Source organism: Bacillus sp. OV322, assembly GCF_900112495.1.
In the GTDB taxonomy this organism is placed as follows: Bacteria; Bacillota; Bacilli; order Bacillales; family DSM-1321; genus Peribacillus.
On the sequence record NZ_FOMA01000006.1, the window covers coordinates 74,364 to 100,092 of the forward strand.

The following is a 25,729-nucleotide window of genomic DNA, read 5'->3' on the forward strand; positions in this document are numbered from 1 at the left end:
CCATTATTTCGTATTTGATAATTTATTGCATGTCCATATTCCCGAAAGCAGCAAAGGATTTTTCTTCATCTATCATTCCGCATGTCGCACATTGAACCTTTAATTCTGGCCCTTTATAAGGCAAATGGAAGGGATCAAGAGCATCATTGGAATATTCAGAGACGATTTCCCCAGTATGTGGATCTTTTTTAACCGGGACTGAAACCTGCTGAATCATGTTAAATCTGGATTTATTGGTTTTGCATCCGGGACATCGATATACCTGTGGCATGTTATTCACTCCTTTTTCTGTAAGTTTTTGCAAATCGTCTGGGTTTTATGTACAAAGCCCCCAAAAAGGAGGAATTTATAATGACAAATATACATAGCGAAGAGCTGCTTTCCTTGTATCTAAGGCTCTGGAATAACCGGCAGCTGCGTAAAAAGGAACAAAAGCCTGAAGAAATAATAAGTGAGCTGATACGCCGGGAGCTTCTTGATGAAAATGCACATCCAAGAACAAGAAAGTCCAGCTATGAAAAATTTTATCTCAGCATTACAAGATTAGCAGAGTCGGAAGCATTGACAGCTGATGAAAAACAGGAGCTGCTTTCTCTGTACATTGAGGAAATGAAGACGCTTCAAAAATAGATAATAACTGACCTGCAGTTTTAAGGAAAGTCACAGGAAAAGAGGGCACGGATATGAAAAAGATAAGCTTATGCTGCTTGATTGGCCTGCTTTTGCTTGTAGGCGGGTGTTCCGGCAATAAGCAAGAAATGGCCGAAGATATGCCAAATATGCTTGATGTTAAGGTTACAATCAATCCGGAAATAGCAGATGTCAATAAAACGGTGGATTTTAAAGCAGACATTGTTTCTAATGGAAAAAGAGTAAAAAAGGCAGACGAGGTAAAATTCGAGATTTGGAATTCGCAAATTAATAAGCATACAACAATTGAAGTCCACCCCAATGAAAAAGGCGACTATGAAATAAAAAAAACCTTTTCGGCACAAGGGACCTATTACATAATTGCGCACGTAACGGCAGAAGGGATGCATGCAATGCCTAAAAAGGAATTTACCATAGGCTCCCGCAGCAGCACGGAGTAATTCCAGGATATCTTATGTATTGCTTTCAAAAAGTTTTGCTGAAAGCGGATTCACTGACTCTGGGGGATTAGCATCAAAGGCGGGGGCATATGGAGTCCTGAAATCTGCAGTCAGCAAAACAAAAAAATAATCGGCCGCAGAACCCGCCCCGATTACTTTAGAATACTTTTTCATGTATTTCTGCTGTGATAAGCTATTCCTCCTTTCTTGAATGAAGTTTTACCTCCGGTGCTTTTTCATCATCATCCTTTGAGGCAAATTTAGCCATGCTGAATTCCGGCATTTTCTTTAGCTTGCCTTCATAGCTCGTTCCAATGTTCAGTTTGCCGGTAAGTTCATTTATTCCAAGCTGTCCAAAGTTGTTGCTGTATTCCAGCTTCTCCACAATAATCTTATCGACCCTTAAAGACTCAATTTTGATGGGAGAGCCTGCGGACGCGCCGAGAGAATCTTCAGTGTTAATTGGCGGGGGCTGAACATGCTGTTCTGTTTTATTATTATGCTCTTGCCTGACAAGGTTTTCATGTCTGATGGAAACCTGCTGCTTGAGAATGGGAGGCCCTTTATTGGACGATAGCTGAAAAAGATACTGCTCGATATTTTTCAGGGTTGCTTCGAGTGAATCGATTTTTTCATCATATATGCTGCTGGCCGTTTTTTTCCTTTTAAAAAACTTTATCATCCCCGGTTTTCCATTACTTCTCATTGGCCGGCTGTATATCGATCTTCACCGGCTCTTCCTGAGGGGGGATTTTGTAGGTGATTGTAAGCAGACCATTTTGGAAGGCAGATTGAAAGGTATTTCTTTCCGGGAGATATGGCAATTTAATCAATCTTTCAAATTGCTGATGCTTCCGTTCCTTCACGTAATAATGGATTTTCTCCTGTATGGACCTGATCCTGCCCCTTATGGCCAAAATATCATCCTTCAGGGAAAGCTCGATATCTTCCCGGTGAATCCCGGCAAGCTCAATGGTAATTGTCATAACCTCCCCAAACAGGAAAAGATCATATATGGGCCATTCACTTTCAGTATTGATAGGGCCATCCATTGTGCGGCTTTTATCTGCAGACGGGTTTTCAGCGGCAGTTTTTTGTGAAAAAACCTGTTTCCAGAACTGTTCGGATTGATAAGACTGGGAGATTTCAATCCACTGCTTAATTTTATCCATATCCATACTATGACCACCTTTCAAGCGGGTGCTCTTATTACTATATTTTTACAGAGCTTATCTCAGAATAAAAGATAAAAAAGGACGCCTCCATTATATTTCGGAGACGTCTATTTCTGAATACTGCAAATCAAGGTTTTTTTGCAATTTGATTTCCAATGTATGATCCTTAAAATGTGCAGAGGCTCCTTTTTTCTTTACAATGGCCGGAAGTGTGATGATATGTTTGTCATCATTCTCTGGTATTCCTTCAATAATGGATTGATTAGAGGTATGAAAAATCCTGATTTTTTTCAGCCACTCGGGATCTTTAACGGGTATTCTGACATAAACATCCGTATGTGTTTCGAATACCTCTGCGCCAAGAGGGGATTTTCTCTCTGCAGAAGCAGGCTGAGGAGACTGGCCAAACGGCGGGAAGCCTCCTCCGCCGTCATTTTGCCCAGGGTTCATCATTCCTTTCATATTTTGGGGAATCACCTGGGAAAATAATGTATCAATGAATGATTGAACTTCTTGGGGTTTCATGTTTTTTAAAGAATCATTCTGGTTTTTTTGAAAAGGGAAAAGCATATTCCAGGGAAACATGATGAATTCCTCTCTTCCGTTGCCGGCATTTCGTATTTTGCTTTCTTACAGCTGGCTTGTGATCGGCATGGATGGGTTGGCAATTTGGTCCTGATCACTGAAATCCGGATCCCAGACACCGTTTGCCATGCTTGAACCTGCAGGAGATATATCTCCGAAAGAAAAATTTGCGCCAATGATTTTAAAGTTCGAGGTATGGCTATTATGGACAGTAGGCCCAATGTCAAAATTCGCATTTGTGGTTATGCTGTTTGTCTTGATGTTAAATATATTTATTTGCTGAGGCATCACATTCATCCTTTACAATTGGCTGGATACTACTGGTGTTGAATCCAAAACGTCGCCTTGATCGTTTAGGTCTGGATCGATAAATACATTTTCCATGACTGCGTGTGGAGGGGCAAAATCACCGTAAGAAGAATTTTGGCCCTGTGACTTGGTATTGGCAGTGGGAGAATTATGAAGAGATTCCCCAATGTTAATACTTCCGTTGCTTGAAATATTATTAATCTTCAGGCTGTAAATATTAATCACGGTCTGCATCTCCGCACATCCTTTTTCTTTGTTGTGTTATCGTATGCTGGCCATTGCCTATACGTTAATATACGGTGGACTTACGAAAATGGAATATGCGGGAGAAAACCATAAAAAGTAGAGAATGAAAAATTTTTATGTATAATAAACTATAAGAAAAGTCACTAAATGAAGAGGTATTACTGTGGATGGAAAAGTAGCGTTAATAACCGGGGGGGCAACAGGCATCGGCAAAAAAACCGCCTATATGCTTGCAGGCTCAGGAGCGGCTGTTATCATAACCTACAGGAAAAGCAGCAAAGAAGCAGAACGTGTGATTGAAGATATCACTTCCTCCTTTGGCGTCCGGGCTATGGCCATACAGGCTGATGCGTCGCTTGAAGAGGATTGTGCCAGGGCTGTGGGTGAAGTTTTAGAGAATTTCGGTAAAATAGATATTTTTATCCACAATGCCGGCCCTTATATTCAAGAGCGCAAACCGATGGCTGATTACACGAGCGATGAATGGAATTATCTTATGAACGGAAACTTGAACGGCTTTTTCTATATGGCAAAAGAGATTATCCCAAGCATGAGGAAGAATTTGTGGGGAAGAGTGATATCGTTCGGTTTTGAGCGAAGTGATACAGCACCTGCTTGGATATACCGTTCTGCCTTTGCAGCAGCAAAAAGCGGTTTAACTTCATTGACCAAAACCCTGGCACTTGAAGAAGCTCCATATGGAATTACGGTAAATATGGTTTGTCCGGGAGACATTACCCAGGAATGGAAAGAAAAAGATATCATTGAGGCAGCGGGCATCTCCGATGATACGGTTCCAGTCGGAAGGCCTGGCACAGGGCAGGACCTTGCACGTGTCATCCGTTTCCTTTGCGATTCTCAATCAGACTTTATCACAGGAAGCATCATTCCCGTTACAGGAGGCAAGGATGTCCTTGCTAAAATATTCCACAAATGAAAAAAAGACTCCGCGGCGGAGTCTTTTTTTCATTTGAGATACTCTCTTGAATCAAAAATCTTTTAAGATTTATCCGCGCCCCGCGATTTTTTTTCGCTGCAGGTTAAGGAGCCTGCTTGTCAGTCCGGCGGCTCCAAATGCCAGCCCTGCAATCAAGCCAATCCAATATCCAAAAGGTCCGAGCGCTGTATAATGGGCAAAAAGGTATCCCGTTGGGAGGCCAATGATCCAATACGACACAAGTGTCATGATGAAGGTAATATTGACGTCTTTATAACCCCGGAGAATTCCCTGAATAGGTGCCTGCACGGCATCTGAAATCTGAAAAAAGATTGCGTAAATCAAAAAGTGTGCAGTCATTTTCATGACGACGGAATCGTTTGTATAAAGGGAAGCAACGTTTTCCCTGAAAAAGAAAATGATGCACGCGCATAGCAATGACAAAAATAGTGCCGTGGAAATTCCAATCACACTGTATTCTTTTGCATCCCTATAACGGCCGGCACCGGCCTCAAAACCTATAATGATGGTCAGGGCCATTGAAATGCTGAGCGGGAGCATGTAAAGGAAAGAAGCGAAATTAATTGCCACTTGGTGAGAAGCAATCGTTATTGTATCATAATTGCTCATGAACAGTGTCACTGCAGAAAAGATACTGGTTTCAAAGAAAATCGAAAATCCGATGGGCATGCCGATTTTCAGAATCATCCGCCACTGTGCAAACGATACTTTTGGAAAAGAATGAAATACTTTATATCCCGAAAAAGGCCGCATCCTGTGAACGACAATCACCGCAATGAAAAAGATCATCCAATAGGAAATGGCTGTTGCATAACCCGAACCGACGCCCCCAAGCTCTGGGAAACCAAATTTCCCATAAATTAAGAGGTAATTGAACAGGACATTTACCGGCAGGGAAAAAAGAGTAATGAACATGGAAATTCTTGTTTGGCCAAGTGAATCGATGAATGATCGAAGGACATTGTACATAAAAAGCGGCAGGATGCCCAGTCCAAGAGCTGCAAGATAATCGTGCGCCACTTCTTTGACAGCAGGAGACAGACTCATGCCATTGAGGACAGGATCCAGTACGAACATGCCGATGATTGTTATGATAATGGCCATACAAGCAGATAAATACACTCCTTGAATGACTGAAACAGGGACCGCTTTATGGTTTTTCGAGCCGATGTACTGGGAAACAATAGGTGTAATGGCGAGCAATATCCCGCATAGCCCTGTATTTACCGGGACCCACAAGGAACTCCCTATAGAAACTCCTGCTACATGTGAAGTGCTATATTTGCCAGACATCATGATATCGAAAAAATTCATTGCGTACATGCCCATTTGAGTGACAAGGATAGGGAGGAGTATCACCAGCAGCTGGCGGAATTTTTCTGCTTTTGTATAAGTTTGCTTCATGCTGTTACCTCGATTTACATTTTTGCGAATGATAGCATTATAACATTTTTTCATTGAATAGATAGAGTCTGTTGAAGATTGCTTATTCTGGGGGGGAATTATTTTAAATATGGCATGGAGGGAGGCACTTGTTCCAATCCAGGATCTGGCGCGTTCCTTGAATTTCTTTTCCCGCTTTGCTTATATTGACAAAAGAAAATTCATGATTCGCCATTTCAGCCGGCTTTAACTGTGGTAATATGAAGGGAAAACATTTTTGGCTGCGGAAGGTGAAATCAATGAAAAAGAAAATCGTTTTTACGGGCGGAGGTTCAGCAGGACACGTATCGGTCAATGCTGCCATTATCCCTGAATTTATAGAAAAAAGCTGGGATGTAACCTATATTGGATCAGAGCAGGGGATTGAAAAATCCATCATCGAAAAGGAATTTCCTCAAATCAGCTATCGTACCGTTGCTGTAGGAAAATTAAGAAGATACCTGTCTCTTCAAAATCTGAAAGATCCTTTTAAAGTGATTAAGGGAATCTTCGATGCACGAAAAATTTTAAAAGAAGTGCGACCTGAGTTCATATTTTCAAAGGGAGGATTTGTTTCAGTTCCTGTCGTTCTCGCAGGGAAAATGCTGAAAATCCCCATTTTAATTCATGAATCAGATTATACTCCAGGGCTTGCCAATAAAATTGCCATGCCATTTGCGTCTAAAATTTTCACAACGTTCCAGGAGACTGCCGCTAACCTGCCGGAGCAAAAAGCCATGTACATAGGAGCCGTTTTGCGGGATGGCATTTTTAAGGGAAATGCAGCAAAAGGAAAGATATTCTGCGGTTTTGACAGCAGCAGGCCCGTGCTATTGGTTATGGGCGGAAGCCTCGGGGCAGTGAAGATCAATAATCTGATTACCGAAAATCTTGATGAACTGCTGAATTCCTATCAGATTATCCATATTTGCGGAAAAGGAAATGTGAAGGAGGAGCTGAAAAGAAAAGGCTATTGCCCATTTGAATTTGTCCATGAAGAGCTTTTCGACCTGCTGGCTGCTTCTGATGTGATCGTTTCAAGAGCAGGATCCAATTCGATTTTTGAATTTCTAGGCCTCCAAAAACCGATGCTGCTGATTCCTTTAAGCGCACAGGCCTCACGTGGAGATCAAATCCTCAATGCAGCAAGCTTTGAAAAACAAGGTTTTTCAAAGGTGCTGCAGGAAGAAGACGCAACATATCAAAATTTTGAAGCTGCACTTCATACGTTACAGGAGAAGTCTGCATTGTATAAAGATAAAATGAAAAAAGAGCGTCCTTTTAAAACCGCTCATGAAATGTATGAACTGCTTAACGGTATGATGAAAAACCGCTAGAACATACATGAAAAACCCCTCAGGCGCATATCTTGTAAAACGCGCATGAGGGGGTAGATGCTATTGGCCTATAAATATTCAAAAGGCTGGTTTTTGACTCAATTAAAAGCAAAAGGGATTACAAAGCATCCTGTTGAAAGAAGAAAGCTCGAATCCTACAAAACCTATGTGGTCCGCAAGCTGTACGAAGAATTGATCGAGAGTGACAGAAAAAGTTCCAGCTTATAAATGAAGGCTGTTTTCGTATTGTTCCAGGATCCAGGCCGCTGATTTCCTCTCCAGGATGCTCGCGCCTTTCGCTCCATTCAGCCTGTTTTAACGATGGGTTCGCCTCGCAGAACTCATTAATATAGCAATCTTTAAAAAAGAGCCTGAATGAAAAACAAAAAACACAGAAGCCTCCCGGGCTGATTTTTTCTTCCTGGAGATAACTTCTGTGTTTTTTTCTGCGTATTCGGGCTGTGATAATTGCTGAGGAGAAAAATAAATGGGGATTGGCGCATTTGCCAATCCCCTAGTGGTGTTACATCAGCGAACTTATAAAATTATGCTTCAAGCAGGTGCTGTGAATCATCATCCTGCTGCTGTCTTAGAATATGAAGGGTGTACAAATCCTTTGGAATTTCATACAAATCAAAAATATCGCCGTTTTCGTTAATGGCATCATACATGTATTTCCTTGATTCATTGGCTTTGACTGCATATGGAAGTTTTTCGGCAGCCCCAATAGAACGCAGATTTTTTTTGCGGATTCTCATGAACACAGTTTCAATGTTCAGTTCAAAGAAAAGTTCATTGAAGAAGGCTTCTTTTGCCATGGCATTATAACCTTTTCCATGGTAAGGCTTGCCAAGCCAGGTCCCAAGAAAACCGGCAGAATCCTGTACATCAAAAAGGGATATCGTACCAATAGGATTTTCCCATTCATCGGTTATCGTGCGGGAAATCAAATGGCCCGATTCTTCAGCTTCCATCGTTTGCTTTGTGACGAATACATATTCTTCATATGAATCAACTTTTTGGCGCACGAAAGGGAAGACATCTGGATGCGTAATCAACTCGTAAAGAGGATGACAATCTGTAAAATCTCTCTTTTTTAACATTTCCGTCCCTCCGCTTGAGGGCAGATTCCAAGCATCTGCTCTGCTCTCACCCTCGAAATTTTTTAAGTAATGCATCAAAAAATTTCGGGGTGGGAATCGAACCCACTAGGACCGGAAACCGGTGGCGCACCATTTGCCTTCCCTATTTTTATTTTTAAGCAATATATTCAAAAAAAAATACCTTACGAAGGTATAATACTAAAAAAAAATGAATTTGAAAATAGGTTTTTATCTATTTTTTTCACCAAATTTCTACTTTTTTTTGAATACAATTTCTCCATTAATCATGGTGATAAATGGCTTTGCCTGATAATGGAAAGGATGGTGTGTCCAAAGAACCAAATCGGCATCTTTTCCAGCCTCGATGCTCCCTAATCTTTTTTCCAGTCCCAGATTTCTTGCAGCAAGAATAGTTATGCCCTCAACTGCTTTTTGAATAGACAAACCTTCCCGGACAGCAAGTGAAGCGCATATGTTCAAATACTGGATCGGGGTGTAAGGATGGTCGGTGGTGATGGAGACCTCGACACCCCGTTTAGTCAATTCTTCATACGTTTTCCAGCTTTTATTCTTCAGTTCGACCTTGGATCTCCTGGTAAGAGTCGGACCGACGCATACTTTGAGCTGCCTGTCCGCCAGTTCATCTGCTATCAAATGTCCTTCCGTACAGTGTTCAATTCTTAAATCCAGCCCGAATTCTTCAGCAAAACGAATGGCAGAGAAAATATCATCTGCCCTGTGTGCATGAATGCGGACTGGTATCTCCCTCTTTAAGGCTTTAATGATCGGGGCAGCCCTGAATGTATCGGGATTATCACAGTATTTTGCTTCAGTAAATGCCTCCCGGAGCATTCCCATAATTCCCATTCTTGTTATGGAATCATTGCTTGAGGAACTATGAATCCTCTTAGGGTTTTCACCGAGTGCAATCTTAAGGCCGGAAGTTTCCCTTACCAGCATCTTGGTAATATTATTTCCAAAAGTCTTAATCACAGATGTAGTCCCGCCAATGACATTGGCGCTTCCAGGCAGCACCTGAACAGTTGTTATTCCGCTTGAAATTGCATCAGTAAAAGCCGTATCGAGAGGGTAGACCCCATCAATGGAGCGGATTTGGGGGGTGAGCGGCTCGATGGTTTCATTCGCGTCATTGCCAGCCCAGCCTGTGCCTTCATCGTATAGCCCCATATGTGTATGAACATCGATTAATCCAGGGAAAAGATGCATGGTTCTGCAATCGATTCTTGTAAGGGCATAATGGCTGTACTTTTGCTCAAGTGAATGGCCGATATCCTTTATCTTTCCATCCCTCACATATACGTCACCTCCCTGCAAAGGAGGGGAGGTAACAGAATGGACAATGGCATTCTGAAAAAGTATAGACATTTTTTCTCCTTTCCTACATATATTTTAATCCCCTTAAAACAGGCGGAACTCTGGCAGCCCCAATCTGTCTAAAAGGCACCCGTAAATTGGAGAAGTAAAATCAGCCCGCCCAGAGCCCATACATAGATGGAAAAAACCTTTAATGATCTTCTTTTTAAATAATTTATCATCCATACTACAGCAATGTATCCAAAAATCGCTGATGACAGGGTGCCGGCAAAAAGTGCAGGCAAACTTAGATACTCAGCCTGTCCCAATAAAACAGGTTTGATCTGCAGCACAATGCCGCCCGTTATTGCAGGGATGGATAGGAGAAAAGAAAAATAAGCTGCAGTCGCTCTGTCTAGCTTGCATAATAATCCTGCAGCTATTGTAAGGCCTGAGCGGGATAATGCAGGCATGATTGCAGCAGCCTGAAAACTGCCGATGAGGAAGGCATCTTTTACAGTGATTTGGCTGATCGATTTTTTGCCTTCCTTGGCGCTGTCTGCAAGCCATAAGATCAATCCTGTCGCAAGAAACTCCCATCCAATGGTCACTCCTGTTTTGGAAAGCTCATCAAACCAGTCTCCCAGCAGCAGTCCTGCAAATACAGCGGGTATCGTGCCTGCGATAAGCAACAGTGTCAATTTGGAAAAGGGCTTCTTCACTAAAGCAAACAAATCCTCTTTGTACACCGCGATAAGGGCAAGCAGTGTGCCGATGTGCAGCATGGTATCGAGCGTAATGCCGGCTTCATCAAGGTGAAAGAGGTGCCTCCCTAAATACAGATGACCGGTGCTTGATATGGGAAGGAATTCCGTCAATCCCTGTATCATACCTAGTATTAAAGCTTGAAATCCATTCAACAAACCATCACCTCATAAGAAGATACTTTGTACAACCTTATATCCATACATATGTATCCCTAAAAAAAACATGTTGATTTTTAAGAAAAAGGGGGAGTCTGGAAAAATATGAAGCCTTATTTACAGTTTTTGCGTATAATATCATAAAGAAAGCGAGGAGAGGGAAATGCCATCAAGTGATGAAAGATCATTGGCTGCGCTAATATACGTTGCCAGTTTCTTTACTGTTTTCATAGGGCCATTGATTATTTGGCTGATAAAGAAAGATTCTTCTAAGTTCATTGATTATCATGGACGGGAATATTTTAACTTTCTGATTTCCTATACGATTTATACAGTTGCCGCCGGTGTGCTTTGCCTGGTGTTCATAGGATTTATTGCCCTGCCGGTGATAGGGATAGCGGCTTTTGTTTTTACCATCATTGCGGCAGTTAAGTCATATGAGGGTATAGAATATAAGATTCCAGTTATATTCCGCATTCTGTAATAATCAGAAAAGGTATCCGCATTGCCGGATGCCTTTTTGTTTATGTTTGCCGGTGTTCATTAACCGACTTTTTTCCTTGCGACTTGTATAAAATATGAGTTCAAGGGGCGGGGGCACAAAAGCGCAGCCACAGGACGAGGCTGACCAGGCGTTTTCGCTTTTTATGTAATCCAGCTGCAGCGCCTAGCCTCTCGAGGTCATAAGCCACATCCAAATTGAAGGCAAAGAGCGCCTTCTATTTGGATGCGTCTTATGCTTGTCGAGGGCCACCAGGACGGGGGTCACGAAGACGTTGCCGCAGGACGCGGCGTTCTTAGTCTTCGATCCTTTGAATCAGGCGCTTTCGCTTTTTTAGTATTCTATTAAAGTTCAAGAAGGAATAGAATGAAAGAGGTAGAACGTACTTTAGGAGGCTGGGCAAGCGGCAATTCTATTAATGTATTCTTAAGGCATACTATTAATCTCCCAAGGAGCAGATTATGAATATACGGACTTATTATGTGAAAACGGCTAAGATATGCTTCCGGACTTCCTGGATTTCTTTGATCATGGCTGCAGCTTTCTTTGCACTGCATCTTTTTGGGGTTTTAACGGGCAATATTCTGGAGATTGAAGCACCATTCATTCTTTTTAGCATAATAAGCTTTGCGGGTTATAGAGTATACGAAAACAGGGCACAGGGATTGCCGATAGAAGCGGTAACTTCATGCAAGCCGCTGGAGGAGCAAAAGAACTTGCTTGCGGCCTTTATGCCGGCTCCTACATTGAGGGTATTGCTTTTTGAACCGAACGGGGCACTTGCAGGAGAAATAAGAGATATGAACATGAGCTGGTATATGTGGATGATTCCGAATTCTGTTTCCTTGGTTTTGCCTAAAAGGTATGGATTGTATGACTCAAAGGGAAAACTGTTTGGTATGTATAATTTCCGCTGGGGCCTGCTGAACAAAGTGGTTATGAAAGACGGTGAAGGGCAGCTGATAGGGACCTTTAAGGAAGTCTGGAAAAAATCCCTTTTCAAAGTGAATGGCATGATTGCTGGTGCGGGCGGGGAAGACTGGATCCCAGTCAGCATCGGCGGGCTGCTTAATGATTTTGAATTAATCACTTGCAGCGGCAAAAAGATCGTGAGGTTTCAAAAAGGCTGGATGCCTATCGAGTGGGGAGAGCGATTCAAGGAGATGAACACTCCCGTTCTCTCATTTAGTGAAGCAGCCATAATGGAAGAAAAAGTGGCCGTGCTTGGTTTTTGTGCAGCAGTTTTACATCACAGAAAAAATTGAACAAAGCTATGAATAAGGTTCCTTTCATAAAGAATGATGTTTTTAAGCTGCGAGGCAAATCCATTGTTAAAGCAGGCTGATTGAAGCGAAAGGTTTGCGGATCAGCGTGACAGATGAGGCCCCGCAGACGGAAGTCGAGGAGGCCTGGCGAACGCCCCTCGGAAAGCATATCATCCTGGAGCGGAAATCAGCCATTTGTTCAGGCAGCAGCAAAGTTTACTAAAACAGCCTTAAAAAAAGAACTGCATGAATGCATAAAGAATTCTTATAAAAAGCATTTTTGTTTGTTTTGTATTATAATTAGCAAGAAAAATACATAGAAAATAGGTGATTTTATGTCTTTATTGGATGAAATATTGGTATATAACGAAAGATTTGTGGAAGAAGAGGAATATGAAAAGTATAAGGCAGGGAAGCTGCCTGAAAAAAGAATGGTTGTCTTAAGCTGTATGGACACAAGGCTTGTGGAATTGCTTCCTAAGTCCATGAACTTCAAAAACGGAGATGCCAAAGTCATTAAAACTGCGGGTGCGGTTGTTTCCCATCCATTCGGAAGTGCCATGAGGAGCATAATGGTTGCCGTTTACGAATTGAATGCTGATGAGGTATTTGTAGTTGGCCACCATGATTGCGGAATGTCCTCCATCAACAGTGACAAGATGATTGGAAAAATGAAGGACAGGGGCATTACAGAAGAAACAATTGAAACGGTAGAGAACTCCGGCATTCACTTGGCAAACTGGCTCCGCGGCTTTGACAGTGTAGTGGAAAGCGTCAAAAACAGTGTTGAAATTATCCGGAACCATCCGCTGCTTCCGCCAAATATCCCGGTACACGGGCTTGTCATCTCTCCTGAAACAGGTAAACTTGACAAAGTCGTGGACGGCTACGAGTTTCTTAAATAATAGAATCGCGTTAAAGGGCTGTAATCATACGTCCATCTGGTGAAGTTGCTTGGCCAGCTGAGCCCACCATGTAAAAAATGGCTGCAGCAAGCGGTCCGCTGATGAAATGGGAGAATAGTTTGATTTTCGGTGTTTTTCTGTTAAAATCACATAGTGTGGTTTGTCACTGTAACAAACGGGTGGGTGAGGGATAAACTAAATAAGGAATCTACTATGAATCGTTCTATTTTTGAAAGGCTTTTTAACATCCAAGAAAATGGGTCGACATTCCGCAGAGAAATCCTTGCAGGGATAGTGAGTTATTTTACCATCGTCTACATTACCGTGGTAAATTCGCTGATACTGTCTGAAGCAGGCATTCCATTTAACGGTGCAATCGTTGCGACAATTGTCACGTCTGCTGCAAGCTGCATCCTGATGGGGTTCTTTGCAAATGTCCCGATTATCCTTGTGCCGGGAATGGGGCTTAATGCATTATTTGCCTATACGATGGTCCAGGGAATGGGCCTATCCTGGCAGTCTGCATTAAGTGCTGTATTTGTTTCCGGTGCCATCTTTGCGTTTATCGCCTTTACCCGTTTTTCCAAAGTTATCAGTGATTCAATTCCGAACTCATTAAAAGAAGGCATTTCAGTGGGGCTTGGATTATTTTTAATGTTCCTTGGACTTGAAAAGGGCGGTTTGATTACCAAGAGTGCTTCATCGCTTTTAGCGCTTGGAAGCTTCAGCGACCCCAAAGTCATTGCAACAGCGCTGACCTTTATCATTGCCATTTCATTGTTCATCAAAAACGTGCCGGGCAGCTTTCTGATAACGATCATTGCCGGCAGTATCATTGCATACTGTCTTGGGATCATTTCATTCTCAGGAGTTTCGTTTAAAGGCATGGATGTTTCATCCTACGGAGATGTTTTTATGTCTCTATCCTTTGCCGAAGCTGGCCGCTTTGATTTCTGGGTAGCCGTATTTATCATGACAATGGTACTTGTGTTTGAGAACATCGGCCTTGTTCATGGACATGTGAACAGCATTAAAAGACCAGGACAGTATCAAAAGGCATTCCAGGCAACTGGAATTTCTGTATTGATTTCGGGCTTAGCTGGTTCAAGCCCTACGGTGGCAACTGTTGAAACAGCGGCTGGAATCGCATCTGGCGGCAGGACTGGCTTAACTTCGGTCATTACCGGGATTCTTTTTATCGTGTCCATATTATTCATTCCAGTCATCAAGGTCATTCCTGACAGTGCCATTGCACCTATCTTGATCATTATAGGAATTTTAATGATGGAAAATATCAAGAATCTGAATTTCGGGGACTTTTCTGAAAGTGTGCCTGCCATTTTAATTATTGCCATGATTCCATTCACCTTCAGCATAGCTGACGGAATGGCCATCGGATTTATCATGTATCCTATTTTGAAAATTGTAATTGGCAAGGCAAAAGAAGTTTCGCCTGTGCTTTATATCATTGGTGTGCTATTTTTAGCCTATTTCATAATCAGCACCATAAGCTGAGCTGTAAAACCAAAAGGAAGCAGATATGTAAAATCTGCTTCCTTTTTCTGTTTTGCCGGCTTTTTGTCCTGATTATTTGTTCTTATACCAATAGACACATATTCCTTTTATTGTTAAAATATAGGCATAATTATTTATAGATGACAGAGGAGTTTATAAATGGAAGTTTTTGTTGCCAGGCAGCCTATTTTTGGGAAAAATGATGAACTGACTGCTTATGAATTATTGTATCGCAATAGTATGGAAAATAGCTATCAAGCCGTTAATCATGATCAGGCCACTGCCGATGTAATTATTAACAGCTTTTTAAACATTGGGATTGACAGACTTTCTGATGGAAAGCCATGCTTTATTAATTTTACTGAAAATTTACTGGAACTGAACCTGCCGACATACTTTCCTCCCAGGGAAATAGTAGTTGAGATTCTTGAAACAGTCCCTGTGACAGAGCAATTGATCGGCATATGTTTATCTCTTAAAAAACAGGGCTATAAGATTGCTTTGGATGACTTTGTTTTCAATAAAGAAAATCCCTTTTCAGAAAGGCTGCTGAAAACAGCTGATATCATAAAAGTGGATTTTCTGAATACGCCAGAAAATATGAGAGAGCAAATAGAATCGATCTGCAAGCTGCTGAATTTAAAACTGCTGGCTGAAAAAGTAGAAACAAGGGAGGAATATGAGCTGGCAAAGAAACTGGGCTACGATTATTTTCAAGGGTATTTTTTCTCTAAGCCCATTATTTTGACAACACATGATGTACCTTCTTTTTTTCATTCATATTATGAAATTATCCAGATTTTATCATTGCCCGAGCCGGATATCGATCATCTGACAAGTTTAATAGAGAAAGATTTATCTCTATCTTATAAGCTGCTTAAATTAATCAATATGCCATCTTTCAGGCCGAAAAATAAAATAAATTCAATTCGCCAGGCGATTGTTTTTCTGGGATTGATTGAAATCCAAAAGTGGATCTTTGTACTGGCTGTAAGGGACTATAGCGGGGGGCAATCGAAGGCATCCAGTGAAATTGCCAGGATATGCCTGACGAGGGCAAGGGCATGTGAAAAAATTGCTTCACTTAGCCAGGCAGGAACGGCGGCACCGGGATTTTTTCTGGCAGGCATGTTTTCCCTGATGGATTCGATTATGGGGGTTCCTATGAAGGATGTACTGCAGGAACTTTCCCTGCATGAAGAAATTTCCCAGGCGCTGCTTGGAGAACATAATATCTATAAAAAAATTCTGGACTTGGCAATTGAAGTGGAAGGGGCAAATTGGGAAAGCGCTGAAATGATGTGTGCCTCACTGGGATTTGACAGCAGCCAGGTATTTGAAGCCTGCAAAGAAGCACTCTTCTGGTCCAGCGGCCTGCTTTCAGGAAGTGCGGCTTCATCATAAATAGGCTTTTTGCGGTTTGATGTACCGCCTTAGCTCAATAAGAAGCATTTTTTTTGCTGTATCGGAAGCATGGATCCGATTTAGATCTTCAGGCTGCGGATAGATGCCAAACTGATTGATTAAAACGCGGATTTTACCTTCCCAGACTAATTCCTGTGATTCTGTCAGTATGGAAACTTCTGCAGAAATGACCTTTCCATTGGAATCTTCAGAAAGGACATGTCCTTTTGCCGGTACAAATAGATGGAACCAATAGACATGCTTTTTAAATACAGAACGGATTTTCATGATGGCACTCTCCTTAACGCCTTGGCCTTATTTGCTTATTCGGATAAATGGCCTCTTGTTTGCTTGCCGCAAGAAAAAATATCAGTATACTGGAAGTAACACTCAATTTTTGCAGAGCAGCATAGTATAATGAATTACATACATATACCCTTTCAAGCGAACAGATTAACACCGGGTTAAACATGGATTGGAGATGCTGGAATGATTATTGATTTACTGAAATGCCATGGATCTGGCAACGATTTTATATTAATCGATGAATTGACAAAAGATATAAGCTTTACGGATGATGAAAGAAGCAAGCTTGCCATTTCTTTATGCAACCGGAAAGGCAGCCTTGGCGGAGATGGCATTCTTTTTGTCATGAAGAGCAGCCGCGGGGATGCCAGGATGAGAGTATTCAATGCAGACGGATCTGAGGCGTCAATGTGCGGAAATGGATTGCGCTGTGTGGCAAGGTTTGTCCATGAAACAGTTACCAAGGATACATTAGTAATTGAAACAATGAAAAAAGACCTTGCCGTCGAACGGACCGAAGATATTTATGATGGCATTCCTACTTTTAAAGTGGAAATATCGCCTGTTTCTTTCAGGCTGAACGATCTGCCGCTCCGGCTTGGGCAAGAAACCCTGAAAAATGAAACGATCCCGGGGCTTTCGGATAGCCTGCGTTTTACTGCCCTTGCTGTGCCAAACCCTCATCTTGTTTCAATTGTAGAACAGGAAGTCCTGGATTCTGGCATTCAGGAGGAACTTGCCGAAAGTGTAAATAAACCGAATGAACTTTTTCCTGATGGAGTAAATGTAAGCTTTGTAAAGCATCTTGGGGAAAACAAAATTTTTGTCCGCACATTTGAAAGAGGAGTCGGCTTCACCAATGCCTGCGGAACAGCAATGTCGGCTTCAAGCCTTGTTGCCTGTTTGAACGGCAAAGCTAACGCGGAAGAAGAAATAGAAGTTTTTAATCCAGGCGGCAAAGTAAAGTGTGCTGTGCACTTGGATGAAAAAACAGGAGAATATACAATAGATTTGATTGGCAACGCAACATATGAGTATCGTGCATCCATAGCCGTCGACCTTGAAGAAACGGCAAAATTCAAGCTTCTGCATGAAACTAAATTCACAAAAGAGACCAACGTCTACTCAAAATTTGAAAACTCGGTGCGGGAACAAATTTTGGCATTCAAATAAGTACACAATAAGGTGCATCCGGTGATGCACCTTATTTTTTGTGCTTATTTAAAAAAGAAATGACCTCCTGAAATGGCTGGTTTGCTCTGTACTCTTCGTAATGTCTGAAAGGGCATCCCTGACTTCTGACCCTTTTGGCAGCATTTCTGATTGTAAAATCTTCAATGGCAATCTCATTCTCCAGTTCTTCCCAATAAAGAGGTGTCGCTGCACCCGCAAAGCTGTTGCCTCTTGCAGAATAAGGCACAATAATGGTCTTTCCTTCCCCGTGCTGAACAAAATCAAGATACAGCTTTCCATGTCTGTTTTTTTTCATCCGTTCAATCGTGAAATCATCCGGAAAGGCGTTTAATAAATAATCTGCCAGAAAATCCGTGAAAAGACGGGTATCAGACCAGCTGTATGTATCAGCAGGGATCGGGATATGAATCTGCAGACCTTTGTTGCCAGAGGTCTTTAACACCCCGCTAATAGAAATGGAATCGAGAAACCCCTTTATGGCTGCCGCAGCTTTGACTGCAAGCGGGAACGAAGCGGATGAGGGAGGGTCAAGGTCGAGTACTATTTCATCCGGCATGTTCTTGCCTGCTGAAAGGAAGGGTGCATGGAACTCAATGGCTAACTGGTTGCCAAGCCATAGCAGGCTTTGTATATCATTGCAAAGAATATAGGAGATATCTCCTTCCTTAAACGTATCGACAAATGAAGGGGTATATTCAGGCGCATTTTTCTGGTAAAAGCGTTCTTCAGACATGAGTCCATGAGGGTAGCGTATGGTCGTCAATGCTTTATTGTATAACCCGGGCAGCATCCAAGAGGATATATCCCTCAAATACTGTAAATACTCTATCTTTGTAATAGTGCAGCCGTTGTCAGTGTTCCATATGGGCTTATCAGGAGATGTCATCTTAAGGTTTTCAGGAAAAGTAAACTGTCCTTCTATAAATGCTTCCCAAGTACATTGAGATGGTTGTGCCTCTACAAGAATTTTATGAAACTTTGGTTCACGAAGCTCACTTTCATCATAGGAATGCAGAAAATGAACAGATACACATATAGAAGGATGAATGAACAGAGAAGCACCGTCACTGCCTGCCGCATTACTTTTTATAACCTGTTCCAAAATATCTCTTTCATGCGAAGGAAGGCCGTTTTTCACCTGTCCCACGGATATGATGTCACTTCCCCGGTAAACACCAAGGGAAAAGTAGCCATTTACCGTATTGAGCCCGGTGATAAAACAGGAAACAGTCCTCCAGTTTTTTACTTTTATCCATTCCTGTGTCCGCCTTCCTGCTTCCCAAAGGCTTGCGCCATGTTTTGCTACAATTCCTTCACCGTCATATAAAATCACCATATCCATTAATGCATGGAAATCCCTGAAGGCAGGAATATATTGAATACAGGCAGAATCGGACGGATCAGGTGACTCTGGCATGCCTGGTATTCTAATAAATTCTTTTAACAGTTTTTTGCGTTCGCTGTAAGCGGTATTTAAAAGATTCTGTCCTTTGTATTCAATGAGATCAAAGGCCAGAAATATCGCCGGGGAATCATAAGAGGCATTTTCAATGGCTTCTGAATTTCCTAATCTTCCTCTCCATTGCAGGTGCATGAAATCGCTTTTGCACGGATTAACAAGCCACGTCAGTTCGCCGTCCAGTTTGACAGGCAGGTAACCGTCAAGCATAGGCCTTATTGAATCAGCGTACCTTTGTATTTCGGGAAAATTAGGGAGCAGCTGCTTATTATTCCGGCTTAAAAGCTCTGTGTGCGATTCCCCTATTGTCAATATTCCCCTAAACCCGTCATATTTGACTTCATAGCTCCACGGCTCTCCAAGCGGGGGATCGCTTTTATATGTAGGAAGCATTGGTTTCATGAAGAATCCTCCTGTCTGTCTAAGGCTTGTTCATTTAGGATGTACCAGATCAGCATAAACTTGCATTGCCAATTTTTTTTACGGAAGGAATATAAAGAGCTGTGCACAATACCTAATAAAGGAGACTTAAAGCATCTTCCTTTAAAAAAGCCCTGTTAAAAACTGGAGGATTGCGGAAGGCGGATTCCTGCGGGAAACCCGGGAAAGAAGCACACGGGTAAGCCTGAAACGGAATCCAGGAAGTACGTAACAGGAGCAGACAAAAAATCAGCAGGTGAAAAATATGCACACAATGTGGAAAGGCAGCATAAGCTTCGGATTGGTGAATATTCCGGTCAAGCTGCATGCAGCCACTGAAGATAAAGACATTTCGCTTAGAAATTTGCACAAAGAGTGTCATTCCCCCATTAAATATGAAAAAGTCTGTCCTGTCTGCAGCAAGGAAGTGGGCAAGGATGATATTGTCAGGGCCTACGAATATACAAAAGGGAAATATGTGATTCTTGAAGATGAAGAATTAACTATGCTTAAAAAGGAGAATGAAGAAAAGGCAGTCGAGATTATCGATTTTGTGAAATTGGAAGAAATTGATCCCATTTATTATAATAAAAGCTATTATATGTCTCCAAATGAAGGAGGAATAAAAGCTTATTCGCTCCTTCGGAAGGCACTGGAAACTTCCGGCAAAGCAGGTCTCGCAAAAATCATGATCCGCTCAAAGGAACAAATGGCAGTAATCCGGGTAATGGAAAACACACTGATCATGGAAACCATTCATTATCCTGATGAGGTCCGGCCGGCAGCCGATGTGCCTGGTATTCCTTCCGGGGATGCCATTTCTGATACTGAGTTATCAACGGCCATCATGCTTATTGATCAGCTGACGGCAGAGTTTAAGCCGGAAAAATATCATGACGACTACCGTACGGCACTTCTTGAACTGATTGAGTCCAAAAAATCAGGAAAGACGGTTACCGCAAAAGAAAAAGAACCGCAGGCAAGCAATATTACTGACCTGATGGCTGCCCTGCAGGCATCTATTGATAAAACGAAGCCAAAACAGCCTGCCGCAAAGAAAAAAACAGCAAGAAAAAAGACGGCAATAAGGAAAAAAGAAGCTTAAAAGGGGAAGATGCCTTCTCCTTTTTTGTTATTTGAGCATTGGCCAAAGTATGATAAAATGATGGGAAAATGGATACTTTCCGAAAGGGAGGACAATCATGCAGCACATTATTCCCGCTTCAAGAAATATGAAGGAATTTGAAAAATTTCTTGAAAGCCCATTTAAAATCGGAGCCTTCCTTGAAATACATATCTCACAGTTAAAATCGGCTGCAGCAATGGCGGAACAGCATGGCAAGAATATGATTTACCATATGGATTTGATCCATGGAATTAAAAATGACGAATACGGAACAGAATATATCTGTCAGGAGTTCAAGCCTTACGGATTAATATCCACAAAAATCAGTGTGATTCAAAGAGCGAAGAAAAAGGGCATAAAAGCAATACAGCGCATGTTTTTGATCGATTCCCATGCACTGGAAAAAAGCCTTCAGCTCATTGAAAAAACAAGGCCTGATTTTATTGAGCTTCTTCCGGGTGCAATGCCTTGGATCATTGAAGAAATCAAGTCAAAGGTGAACATACCCATAATGGCAGGCGGTTTTATAAGAACCCGGCAGGAAGCAGAAAATGCCTTGAATTCCGGAGCGGTTGCCATAACCACTTCCAATTTAGAGCTTTGGAAGCTGTATAGTGACCCTGAACTTTGATTGCCGGGCAAAATGCTTTTCAAATGAAAAAGAAAGCGTTATACTTTAAATAAGTTAATAAAATTGGTTGGAGATTTGGAGAGACCGCAAGTGGCATGGCTGCATATGGCAGCTGTGCGGTTTGCGGTCTTTTTGTATGCATTTTTAACATAAACGCAAGGCTATCAGGGTATTAAAGAACTAAACGAAGCTTTGAGGGGGAGATAGCATGAAGTTTTCTAATCTAAATCGCGGGAAAGTGACAGATAAGCTGCAGTCAAATGAGTATGACTTATTAATAATAGGAGGAGGAATAACAGGGTGCGGCATTTCTCTTGATGCGGCGTCAAGGGGTCTTAAAACGGCACTGGTTGAGATGCAGGATTTTGCTTCGGGAACATCGAGCCGTTCCACAAAGCTCGTTCATGGAGGTTTGCGTTATTTAAAGCAGCTTGAGGTTTCTTTAGTAGCCGAAGTTGGTAAAGAAAGAGCGATTGTTTATGAAAATGGCCCTCATGTAACAACACCGGAGCGGATGCTGCTTCCATTTCATGAAGGAGGAAATTTCGGTAAGTTTTCTACTTCAGTCGGGCTGCGTGTTTATGATTTCCTGGCAGGAGTTAAAAGAAAAGAAAGAAGGACGATGCTTTCAAGGGAAGAAACCCTTTCCAAAGCGCCTTTGGTCAAACAAACCGGTTTGAAAGGGGGCGGCTATTATGTTGAATATCGTACAGATGATGCACGTTTAACGATTGAAGTGGCAAAAAAGGCTGCGGAGATTGGAGCTGACCTCCTGAATTATGCCAAAGTAACTGATTTAGTATACAAGGACGGAAGGATAGCAGGAGCTGTAATCATGGATATGCTGACAGGAGAGGAATTCACCATTACGGCAAAAAAAATCGTGAATGCGGCGGGTCCGTGGGTAGATGACTTACGGGAAAAAGACCATTCAAAAAAAGGAAAGACCCTTCATTTAACGAAAGGCGTCCATATCGTGATCGATCAGAAACGATTTCCGCTCAAGCAGGCAGTTTACTTTGATACACCCGATAAGAGGATGGTATTTGCCATTCCGCGGGAAGGGAAAGCATATGTAGGAACCACGGATACCTTTTACGAAAATGACCCCATCCATCCCAAAATGACTAAAGCAGACAGGGATTATCTGCTCGATGCAATCCATTACATGTTCCCTGATGTAGGCATTACAGAAGATGACGTCGAATCAAGCTGGGCAGGTGTGCGGCCGCTCATCCATGAAGACGGGAAAGACCCTTCGGAAATCTCAAGAAAAGATGAAATATGGGTCTCGGATTCCGGCCTGATTACCATTGCCGGAGGTAAACTGACGGGATACAGGAAAATGTCAAAGCAGGTAACTGACAAGATTGCCCTGCAATTTGAAAAAGAGCACGGAATTAAATTTGATGTCTGCCAGACGGAACATATGCCGATTTCAGGAGGAGATGTCGGCGGGGCATCAAAATTTGAAAGCTATATAGAAAATAGGGTGGAAGAAGGCATACAAGCTGGATTGTCTAGGGAATCTGCTGAAAAACTTGCAAAGAAATACGGGTCGAATGTCAGCAGGATCTTTCAAATCCTCCTTGAAAAAGGCAGTCTTGCGGACAAATACCATCTTCCTAAAGAGATTTTTGCCATGCTTGTTTATGCGATTGAAGAGGAAAGTGCCGCTTCGCCAGATGATTTTCTGCTAAGAAGAACAGGTGCTATCCTGTTTGATATCGCTGGCGCAAAAAGGTGGAGCGAGGGAGTGACGGCCTATATGGAGGAAGTTTTTAGCTGGAGTGAGAGCAGGAAACTTGAAATGGATAAGGTTCTGAAGGAACGTATAAGAGAAGCTGAGTTTCCCCTGGAGTTTTGATAAGCATGTAAAACAGATGTTAAAAAATCCTAAAAGACTAGCTGTTCCTGAGATCGGAGGCAGCTCGTCTTTTTTGATGTCCGGAAAATAAAAAAGCCGCCCAAATGATGGGCGGAAAAGAGGAAATCTATTTACAAAAACAATCAATATATAGGCGATATTATCAGTAGATCAACTATATATTGTATGGTAATAGTAACATGTCTCATTATCAAAAACAATAATTATTCAGAATTTTTAGTACTAAAGTAGTTATTTCATTAAAAAGGAACACACGTTCGTTGGTTTAGCGGATTTATGGTATAATAGAAGGACGATAGACTGCTAGGATCGGGACTCCCCAAAAGGGGGTGATGCCTTTGACAATCTTTGAAACTTTTATGGCGATGTTTTCGTTTGCAACTCTCATAATTGCAATTTTGTCTTTTCACAATAAAAAATAGGCCATCCTAAAATGCACAAGGAGAGGCCTGTTTGCTGATAGAAGCCCGGTCCGACAGAAAAGTCTATCGCGGGACCGCAGATGCTGGCACATTTGCGGTTCTTTTTGTTTTTATCTATCATTAGAATATCATAAGATCACTGCCCTGTCACGAATACAACATGAACCGTTTTTTAAGGCGGCAAGCTTTAGTATACTTACATAAAGAGGACTGCATGTTAAAAAGCACTCTCCAAAATCAGCTGCGTTTCTATCAGATGTATTCGCTAAAAGAGATGCTTAGAAAGAGAGGATGAAAAATAATGATATTGCAAGGGAGCATTGTATCACTTCAAATAGGAAAACCGCAGAATGAGGCATTCAGCGGAATGAACATGAAGACAGCCATAAAAAAACAGAAAACAGAAATGGCGGACCTTGGTGCAAATGGGTTTTCCGGGGACGGAGTAGGAAACCCGGTGCACCATGGCGGACCTGAACGCGCTGTATGCTTTTACCCTGCAGAACATTATTCCCTGTGGGAAGAAGAATTCCAGAAAACCATTGCGATGCCTGCTTTTGGTGAAAACCTGACCGTTCATGGGATGAAGGAAGAAGAAGTATGCATCGGTGATATTTTCAGAATTGGCAGAAGTGCTGCAGTCCAGGTAACACAAGGAAGGGTGCCATGCTCCACGATTTCTTTTTTCAATAATGAACCTCAATTCTTAAAGCGCATTTTGGACACGTGCTATACAGGTTACTTTGCAAAAATGATTGATGCTGGCACAATCAATCAAAATGATAATATAACTTTACTGCACCGCGCGCAAAAGCCCATTACCGTCTTACAGGCATCCAGAATTCTTCTGCACCAGGAGGGAGGCTTGGCAGCCGCTGAGGAACTGATTTCGGCAGAAGGGCTTGCAGAAGACTGGAAAAAAAAGCTGAAAAAAAGGCTTTCTTAATTTTTCCTGATAAATAAACCTAGCTTAATGGATAAGAGCTCTGTGATTCTGTTAAAATCAGTGAGCTCTTATAACACCTTGATTTTTTAATTCTTTTTGCAATGGGCAGTAACACATACCGTTAATTGTGGCCGGACTTTCTTGAACTTAACAGAGATGCTGCGGAATCCGGCATGAAAGAGTGCTTGTTCAATTTCTATGGCATGGGACAGGGCTTTTTCCCGGGATGCGTCTTCCTCTCTTGGCTGTACAGTGATGGCGATGATACCTCCATCCTTCATCAAATGGTGAATCCTGATTAATTCCTTCTTCGGATTTTTCCAAAGGGGATAGTTATTAACAGACAAAACCTTGTCGTATCTGTATAAATCCTGCTTGAAATCTGTCACATCCCCGCTGTATAGCTGAAGCCTTCCTTCTTCTGCATATTTGTAATTTCTCTTTTCCGCTTCCTTAGTCATAGACTCTGAGACATCTATTCCATCTATTTTCACATTATGGTGTCTGCGGAAAATTTCCTTTATCGCATACCCTGGCCCAAATCCAATCTCAAGAAGATAATCCCCGGGCTTTATATTTAATAGGTCAATGGTCCAGCGGTTGATCCTGCGGTTTTCGAACAGCATTATTGTTCCGGCAAGCTTTCCTAATAGCCCGTCTGGCCTGCGGAATTGCTTAGCTAAAATTTCAATCAAAAAAATGCCTCCTTTCTCTTTGTGATTATAGTTTTGTTATTCACTTCTGCAGCTTTTGGTAAACATGGTGCTGATTTTTTTAGTTTTTTGTTCTTAAAAATCCTTAGCTGATATGCACACAGGGATTATAAGATAAAGCGATGACCAAAGGCAAAAAAAGAACGGCACGAGGATAAAACCTGGGTTTTTTAGAAGGATATACATACTATTTTCCATAAAGTCTTGAAATTGGCTGCATAATCATGTAAATTAAATGTAATTAATTTTTTGAATATTAAAATTACATATCTTATCGAGAGAGGTGGAGGGACTGGCCCCATGAAGCCTCAGCAACCGGCATATCGCCATGGTGCTAAATCCAGCAAGCAGAAGCTTGATAGATGAGGAGAATGTTTGAAACAGGCCTTCTTCCAAGAAGGCCTGTTTTTATATTATTTCGAAGTGCATTATTATGGTTCATTGCAAATCCCAGCACTTTATTATTGGAATGGTTGGGCTTGATTTACAGGGAGGCAGCGCGTCCCCGGAAGTCTGCCGTCACTGACGGAGAGCAACAGCCACGTATACAGTAAGCCCTTTTAAAATTAC

The 25,729-nt window shown here is 41.9% G+C and carries 30 protein-coding genes and 1 riboswitch; of the genes, 16 read left to right on the top strand and 14 right to left on the bottom strand.

The window, feature by feature from the left end; all coding sequences use genetic code 11:
* Positions 1 to 22: 22 nt before the first annotated feature.
* Positions 23 to 271 (bottom strand): DNA alkylation repair protein, encoded by a 249-nt coding sequence (locus BM126_RS15645; protein ID WP_071352621.1) that lies wholly within the window; start codon positions 269 to 271, stop codon positions 23 to 25.
* An 80-nt stretch (positions 272 to 351) separates the two neighbouring features.
* On the opposite strand from BM126_RS15645, the gene BM126_RS15650 reads away from it, so the two are divergent.
* Positions 352 to 630 (top strand): hypothetical protein, encoded by a 279-nt coding sequence (locus BM126_RS15650; RefSeq protein WP_090990387.1) that lies wholly within the window; start codon positions 352 to 354, stop codon positions 628 to 630.
* A gap of 53 nt (positions 631 to 683) precedes the next feature.
* Positions 684 to 1,091 carry a FixH family protein gene (locus BM126_RS15655; RefSeq protein ID WP_090990388.1) on the top strand — a complete coding sequence of 136 codons (408 nt, stop codon included), beginning with the start codon at positions 684 to 686 and terminating at the stop codon, positions 1,089 to 1,091.
* A gap of 12 nt (positions 1,092 to 1,103) precedes the next feature.
* On the opposite strand, the gene BM126_RS22495 is transcribed toward BM126_RS15655, so the two are convergent.
* The 6 genes from BM126_RS22495 to BM126_RS15680 form a co-directional block, all read right to left on the bottom strand.
* Entirely contained in the window at positions 1,104 to 1,265 is a 162-nt protein-coding gene (locus BM126_RS22495; RefSeq protein WP_177201457.1) for a hypothetical protein, read from the bottom strand.
* A 19-nt stretch (positions 1,266 to 1,284) separates the two neighbouring features.
* Positions 1,285 to 1,773, bottom strand: coding sequence for a hypothetical protein (locus tag BM126_RS15660; protein WP_141770084.1), 489 nt, complete (start codon positions 1,771 to 1,773; stop codon positions 1,285 to 1,287).
* 13 nt (positions 1,774 to 1,786) lie between these two features.
* Complete coding sequence (locus BM126_RS15665) at positions 1,787 to 2,269, bottom strand: Hsp20/alpha crystallin family protein (RefSeq protein ID WP_090990390.1); 483 nt, start codon at positions 2,267 to 2,269, stop codon at positions 1,787 to 1,789.
* 87 nt (positions 2,270 to 2,356) lie between these two features.
* On the bottom strand, positions 2,357 to 2,791 hold the full coding sequence (locus BM126_RS15670; RefSeq protein ID WP_256213132.1) for a CS domain-containing protein: 435 nt from the start codon (positions 2,789 to 2,791) through the stop codon (positions 2,357 to 2,359).
* Positions 2,792 to 2,896: 105 nt separating this feature from the next.
* A complete protein-coding gene (locus BM126_RS15675; protein ID WP_090990392.1) occupies positions 2,897 to 3,139 on the bottom strand; it encodes a spore germination protein in 243 nt (80 codons plus the stop codon).
* A 12-nt stretch (positions 3,140 to 3,151) separates the two neighbouring features.
* Positions 3,152 to 3,394 (bottom strand): spore germination protein, encoded by a 243-nt coding sequence (locus BM126_RS15680; RefSeq protein WP_071352628.1) that lies wholly within the window; start codon positions 3,392 to 3,394, stop codon positions 3,152 to 3,154.
* Positions 3,395 to 3,569: 175 nt separating this feature from the next.
* Between BM126_RS15680 and BM126_RS15685 the strand changes: the two genes are divergently transcribed.
* Positions 3,570 to 4,343 carry an SDR family oxidoreductase gene (locus BM126_RS15685; RefSeq protein ID WP_090990393.1) on the top strand — a complete coding sequence of 258 codons (774 nt, stop codon included), beginning with the start codon at positions 3,570 to 3,572 and terminating at the stop codon, positions 4,341 to 4,343.
* A 69-nt stretch (positions 4,344 to 4,412) separates the two neighbouring features.
* Here BM126_RS15685 and BM126_RS15690 read toward each other — a convergent pair whose 3' ends face one another.
* Positions 4,413 to 5,768, bottom strand: a complete 1,356-nt coding sequence (locus BM126_RS15690) for an MATE family efflux transporter (protein WP_090990394.1) — start codon at positions 5,766 to 5,768, stop codon at positions 4,413 to 4,415.
* A 278-nt stretch (positions 5,769 to 6,046) separates the two neighbouring features.
* Between BM126_RS15690 and BM126_RS15695 the strand changes: the two genes are divergently transcribed.
* Positions 6,047 to 7,123: an undecaprenyldiphospho-muramoylpentapeptide beta-N-acetylglucosaminyltransferase gene (locus tag BM126_RS15695; RefSeq protein WP_090990395.1), complete on the top strand. Its 1,077-nt coding sequence runs from the start codon at positions 6,047 to 6,049 to the stop codon at positions 7,121 to 7,123.
* Positions 7,124 to 7,186: 63 nt separating this feature from the next.
* Entirely contained in the window at positions 7,187 to 7,351 is a 165-nt protein-coding gene (locus BM126_RS15700; RefSeq protein ID WP_083392226.1) for a DUF2639 domain-containing protein, read from the top strand.
* 317 nt (positions 7,352 to 7,668) lie between these two features.
* Here BM126_RS15700 and BM126_RS15705 read toward each other — a convergent pair whose 3' ends face one another.
* From BM126_RS15705 to BM126_RS15715, 3 genes are all read right to left on the bottom strand, one after another.
* Positions 7,669 to 8,226 carry a GNAT family N-acetyltransferase gene (locus tag BM126_RS15705; RefSeq protein WP_090990396.1) on the bottom strand — a complete coding sequence of 186 codons (558 nt, stop codon included), beginning with the start codon at positions 8,224 to 8,226 and terminating at the stop codon, positions 7,669 to 7,671.
* A gap of 252 nt (positions 8,227 to 8,478) precedes the next feature.
* The gene (locus BM126_RS15710; protein WP_090990397.1) at positions 8,479 to 9,612 is read right to left on the bottom strand and encodes an amidohydrolase; all 1,134 of its coding nucleotides are present in this window, start codon (positions 9,610 to 9,612) and stop codon (positions 8,479 to 8,481) included.
* A gap of 68 nt (positions 9,613 to 9,680) precedes the next feature.
* Positions 9,681 to 10,460: an undecaprenyl-diphosphate phosphatase gene (locus BM126_RS15715; RefSeq protein ID WP_090990629.1), complete on the bottom strand. Its 780-nt coding sequence runs from the start codon at positions 10,458 to 10,460 to the stop codon at positions 9,681 to 9,683.
* Between the two features lie 166 nt (positions 10,461 to 10,626).
* Between BM126_RS15715 and BM126_RS15720 the strand changes: the two genes are divergently transcribed.
* From BM126_RS15720 to BM126_RS15740, 5 genes are all read left to right on the top strand, one after another.
* A complete protein-coding gene (locus BM126_RS15720; protein ID WP_090990398.1) occupies positions 10,627 to 10,947 on the top strand; it encodes a DUF4870 domain-containing protein in 321 nt (106 codons plus the stop codon).
* Between the two features lie 479 nt (positions 10,948 to 11,426).
* Positions 11,427 to 12,230 (top strand): hypothetical protein, encoded by an 804-nt coding sequence (locus tag BM126_RS15725; RefSeq protein WP_090990399.1) that lies wholly within the window; start codon positions 11,427 to 11,429, stop codon positions 12,228 to 12,230.
* Positions 12,231 to 12,565: 335 nt separating this feature from the next.
* Positions 12,566 to 13,135 carry a beta-class carbonic anhydrase gene (locus BM126_RS15730; protein ID WP_090990400.1) on the top strand — a complete coding sequence of 190 codons (570 nt, stop codon included), beginning with the start codon at positions 12,566 to 12,568 and terminating at the stop codon, positions 13,133 to 13,135.
* 213 nt (positions 13,136 to 13,348) lie between these two features.
* Entirely contained in the window at positions 13,349 to 14,650 is a 1,302-nt protein-coding gene (locus BM126_RS15735; protein WP_090990401.1) for an NCS2 family permease, read from the top strand.
* A gap of 159 nt (positions 14,651 to 14,809) precedes the next feature.
* Positions 14,810 to 16,054, top strand: a complete 1,245-nt coding sequence (locus BM126_RS15740) for an EAL and HDOD domain-containing protein (protein ID WP_090990402.1) — start codon at positions 14,810 to 14,812, stop codon at positions 16,052 to 16,054.
* Here the strand turns inward: BM126_RS15740 and BM126_RS15745 are convergent.
* On the bottom strand, positions 16,049 to 16,342 hold the full coding sequence (locus BM126_RS15745) for a hypothetical protein (protein WP_090990403.1): 294 nt from the start codon (positions 16,340 to 16,342) through the stop codon (positions 16,049 to 16,051). The genes BM126_RS15740 and BM126_RS15745 overlap by 6 nt on opposite strands.
* Before the next feature lie 201 nt (positions 16,343 to 16,543).
* Here BM126_RS15745 and dapF point away from each other — a divergent pair, with 201 nt between their 5' ends.
* A complete protein-coding gene (dapF, locus tag BM126_RS15750) occupies positions 16,544 to 17,533 on the top strand; it encodes a diaminopimelate epimerase (RefSeq protein ID WP_090990404.1) in 990 nt (329 codons plus the stop codon).
* A gap of 31 nt (positions 17,534 to 17,564) precedes the next feature.
* Here the strand turns inward: dapF and ligD are convergent, their stop codons facing one another.
* Positions 17,565 to 19,415 carry a DNA ligase D gene (ligD, locus tag BM126_RS15755; RefSeq protein ID WP_090990405.1) on the bottom strand — a complete coding sequence of 617 codons (1,851 nt, stop codon included), beginning with the start codon at positions 19,413 to 19,415 and terminating at the stop codon, positions 17,565 to 17,567.
* A gap of 283 nt (positions 19,416 to 19,698) precedes the next feature.
* On the opposite strand from ligD, the gene BM126_RS15760 reads away from it, so the two are divergent.
* The 5 genes from BM126_RS15760 to BM126_RS15775 all read left to right on the top strand — a co-directional run bounded on the left by BM126_RS15760 (position 19,699) and on the right by BM126_RS15775 (position 24,446).
* Positions 19,699 to 20,538, top strand: a complete 840-nt coding sequence (locus BM126_RS15760) for a non-homologous end joining protein Ku (RefSeq protein WP_090990406.1) — start codon at positions 19,699 to 19,701, stop codon at positions 20,536 to 20,538.
* Positions 20,539 to 20,635: 97 nt separating this feature from the next.
* Entirely contained in the window at positions 20,636 to 21,190 is a 555-nt protein-coding gene (locus BM126_RS15765) for a glycerol-3-phosphate responsive antiterminator (RefSeq protein WP_141770085.1), read from the top strand.
* A gap of 208 nt (positions 21,191 to 21,398) precedes the next feature.
* Positions 21,399 to 23,057, top strand: coding sequence for a glycerol-3-phosphate dehydrogenase/oxidase (locus tag BM126_RS15770; protein ID WP_090990408.1), 1,659 nt, complete (start codon positions 21,399 to 21,401; stop codon positions 23,055 to 23,057).
* Positions 23,058 to 23,410: 353 nt separating this feature from the next.
* A complete protein-coding gene (locus tag BM126_RS23380; RefSeq protein ID WP_371261463.1) occupies positions 23,411 to 23,500 on the top strand; it encodes a putative holin-like toxin in 90 nt (29 codons plus the stop codon).
* A 301-nt stretch (positions 23,501 to 23,801) separates the two neighbouring features.
* A complete protein-coding gene (locus BM126_RS15775; protein WP_090990409.1) occupies positions 23,802 to 24,446 on the top strand; it encodes an MOSC domain-containing protein in 645 nt (214 codons plus the stop codon).
* Between the two features lie 86 nt (positions 24,447 to 24,532).
* On the opposite strand, the gene BM126_RS15780 is transcribed toward BM126_RS15775, so the two are convergent.
* Positions 24,533 to 25,141 carry a class I SAM-dependent methyltransferase gene (locus BM126_RS15780; RefSeq protein ID WP_090990410.1) on the bottom strand — a complete coding sequence of 203 codons (609 nt, stop codon included), beginning with the start codon at positions 25,139 to 25,141 and terminating at the stop codon, positions 24,533 to 24,535.
* Positions 25,142 to 25,427: 286 nt separating this feature from the next.
* Positions 25,428 to 25,528: riboswitch (SAM riboswitch) on the top strand.
* Positions 25,529 to 25,729 lie beyond the last annotated feature (201 nt).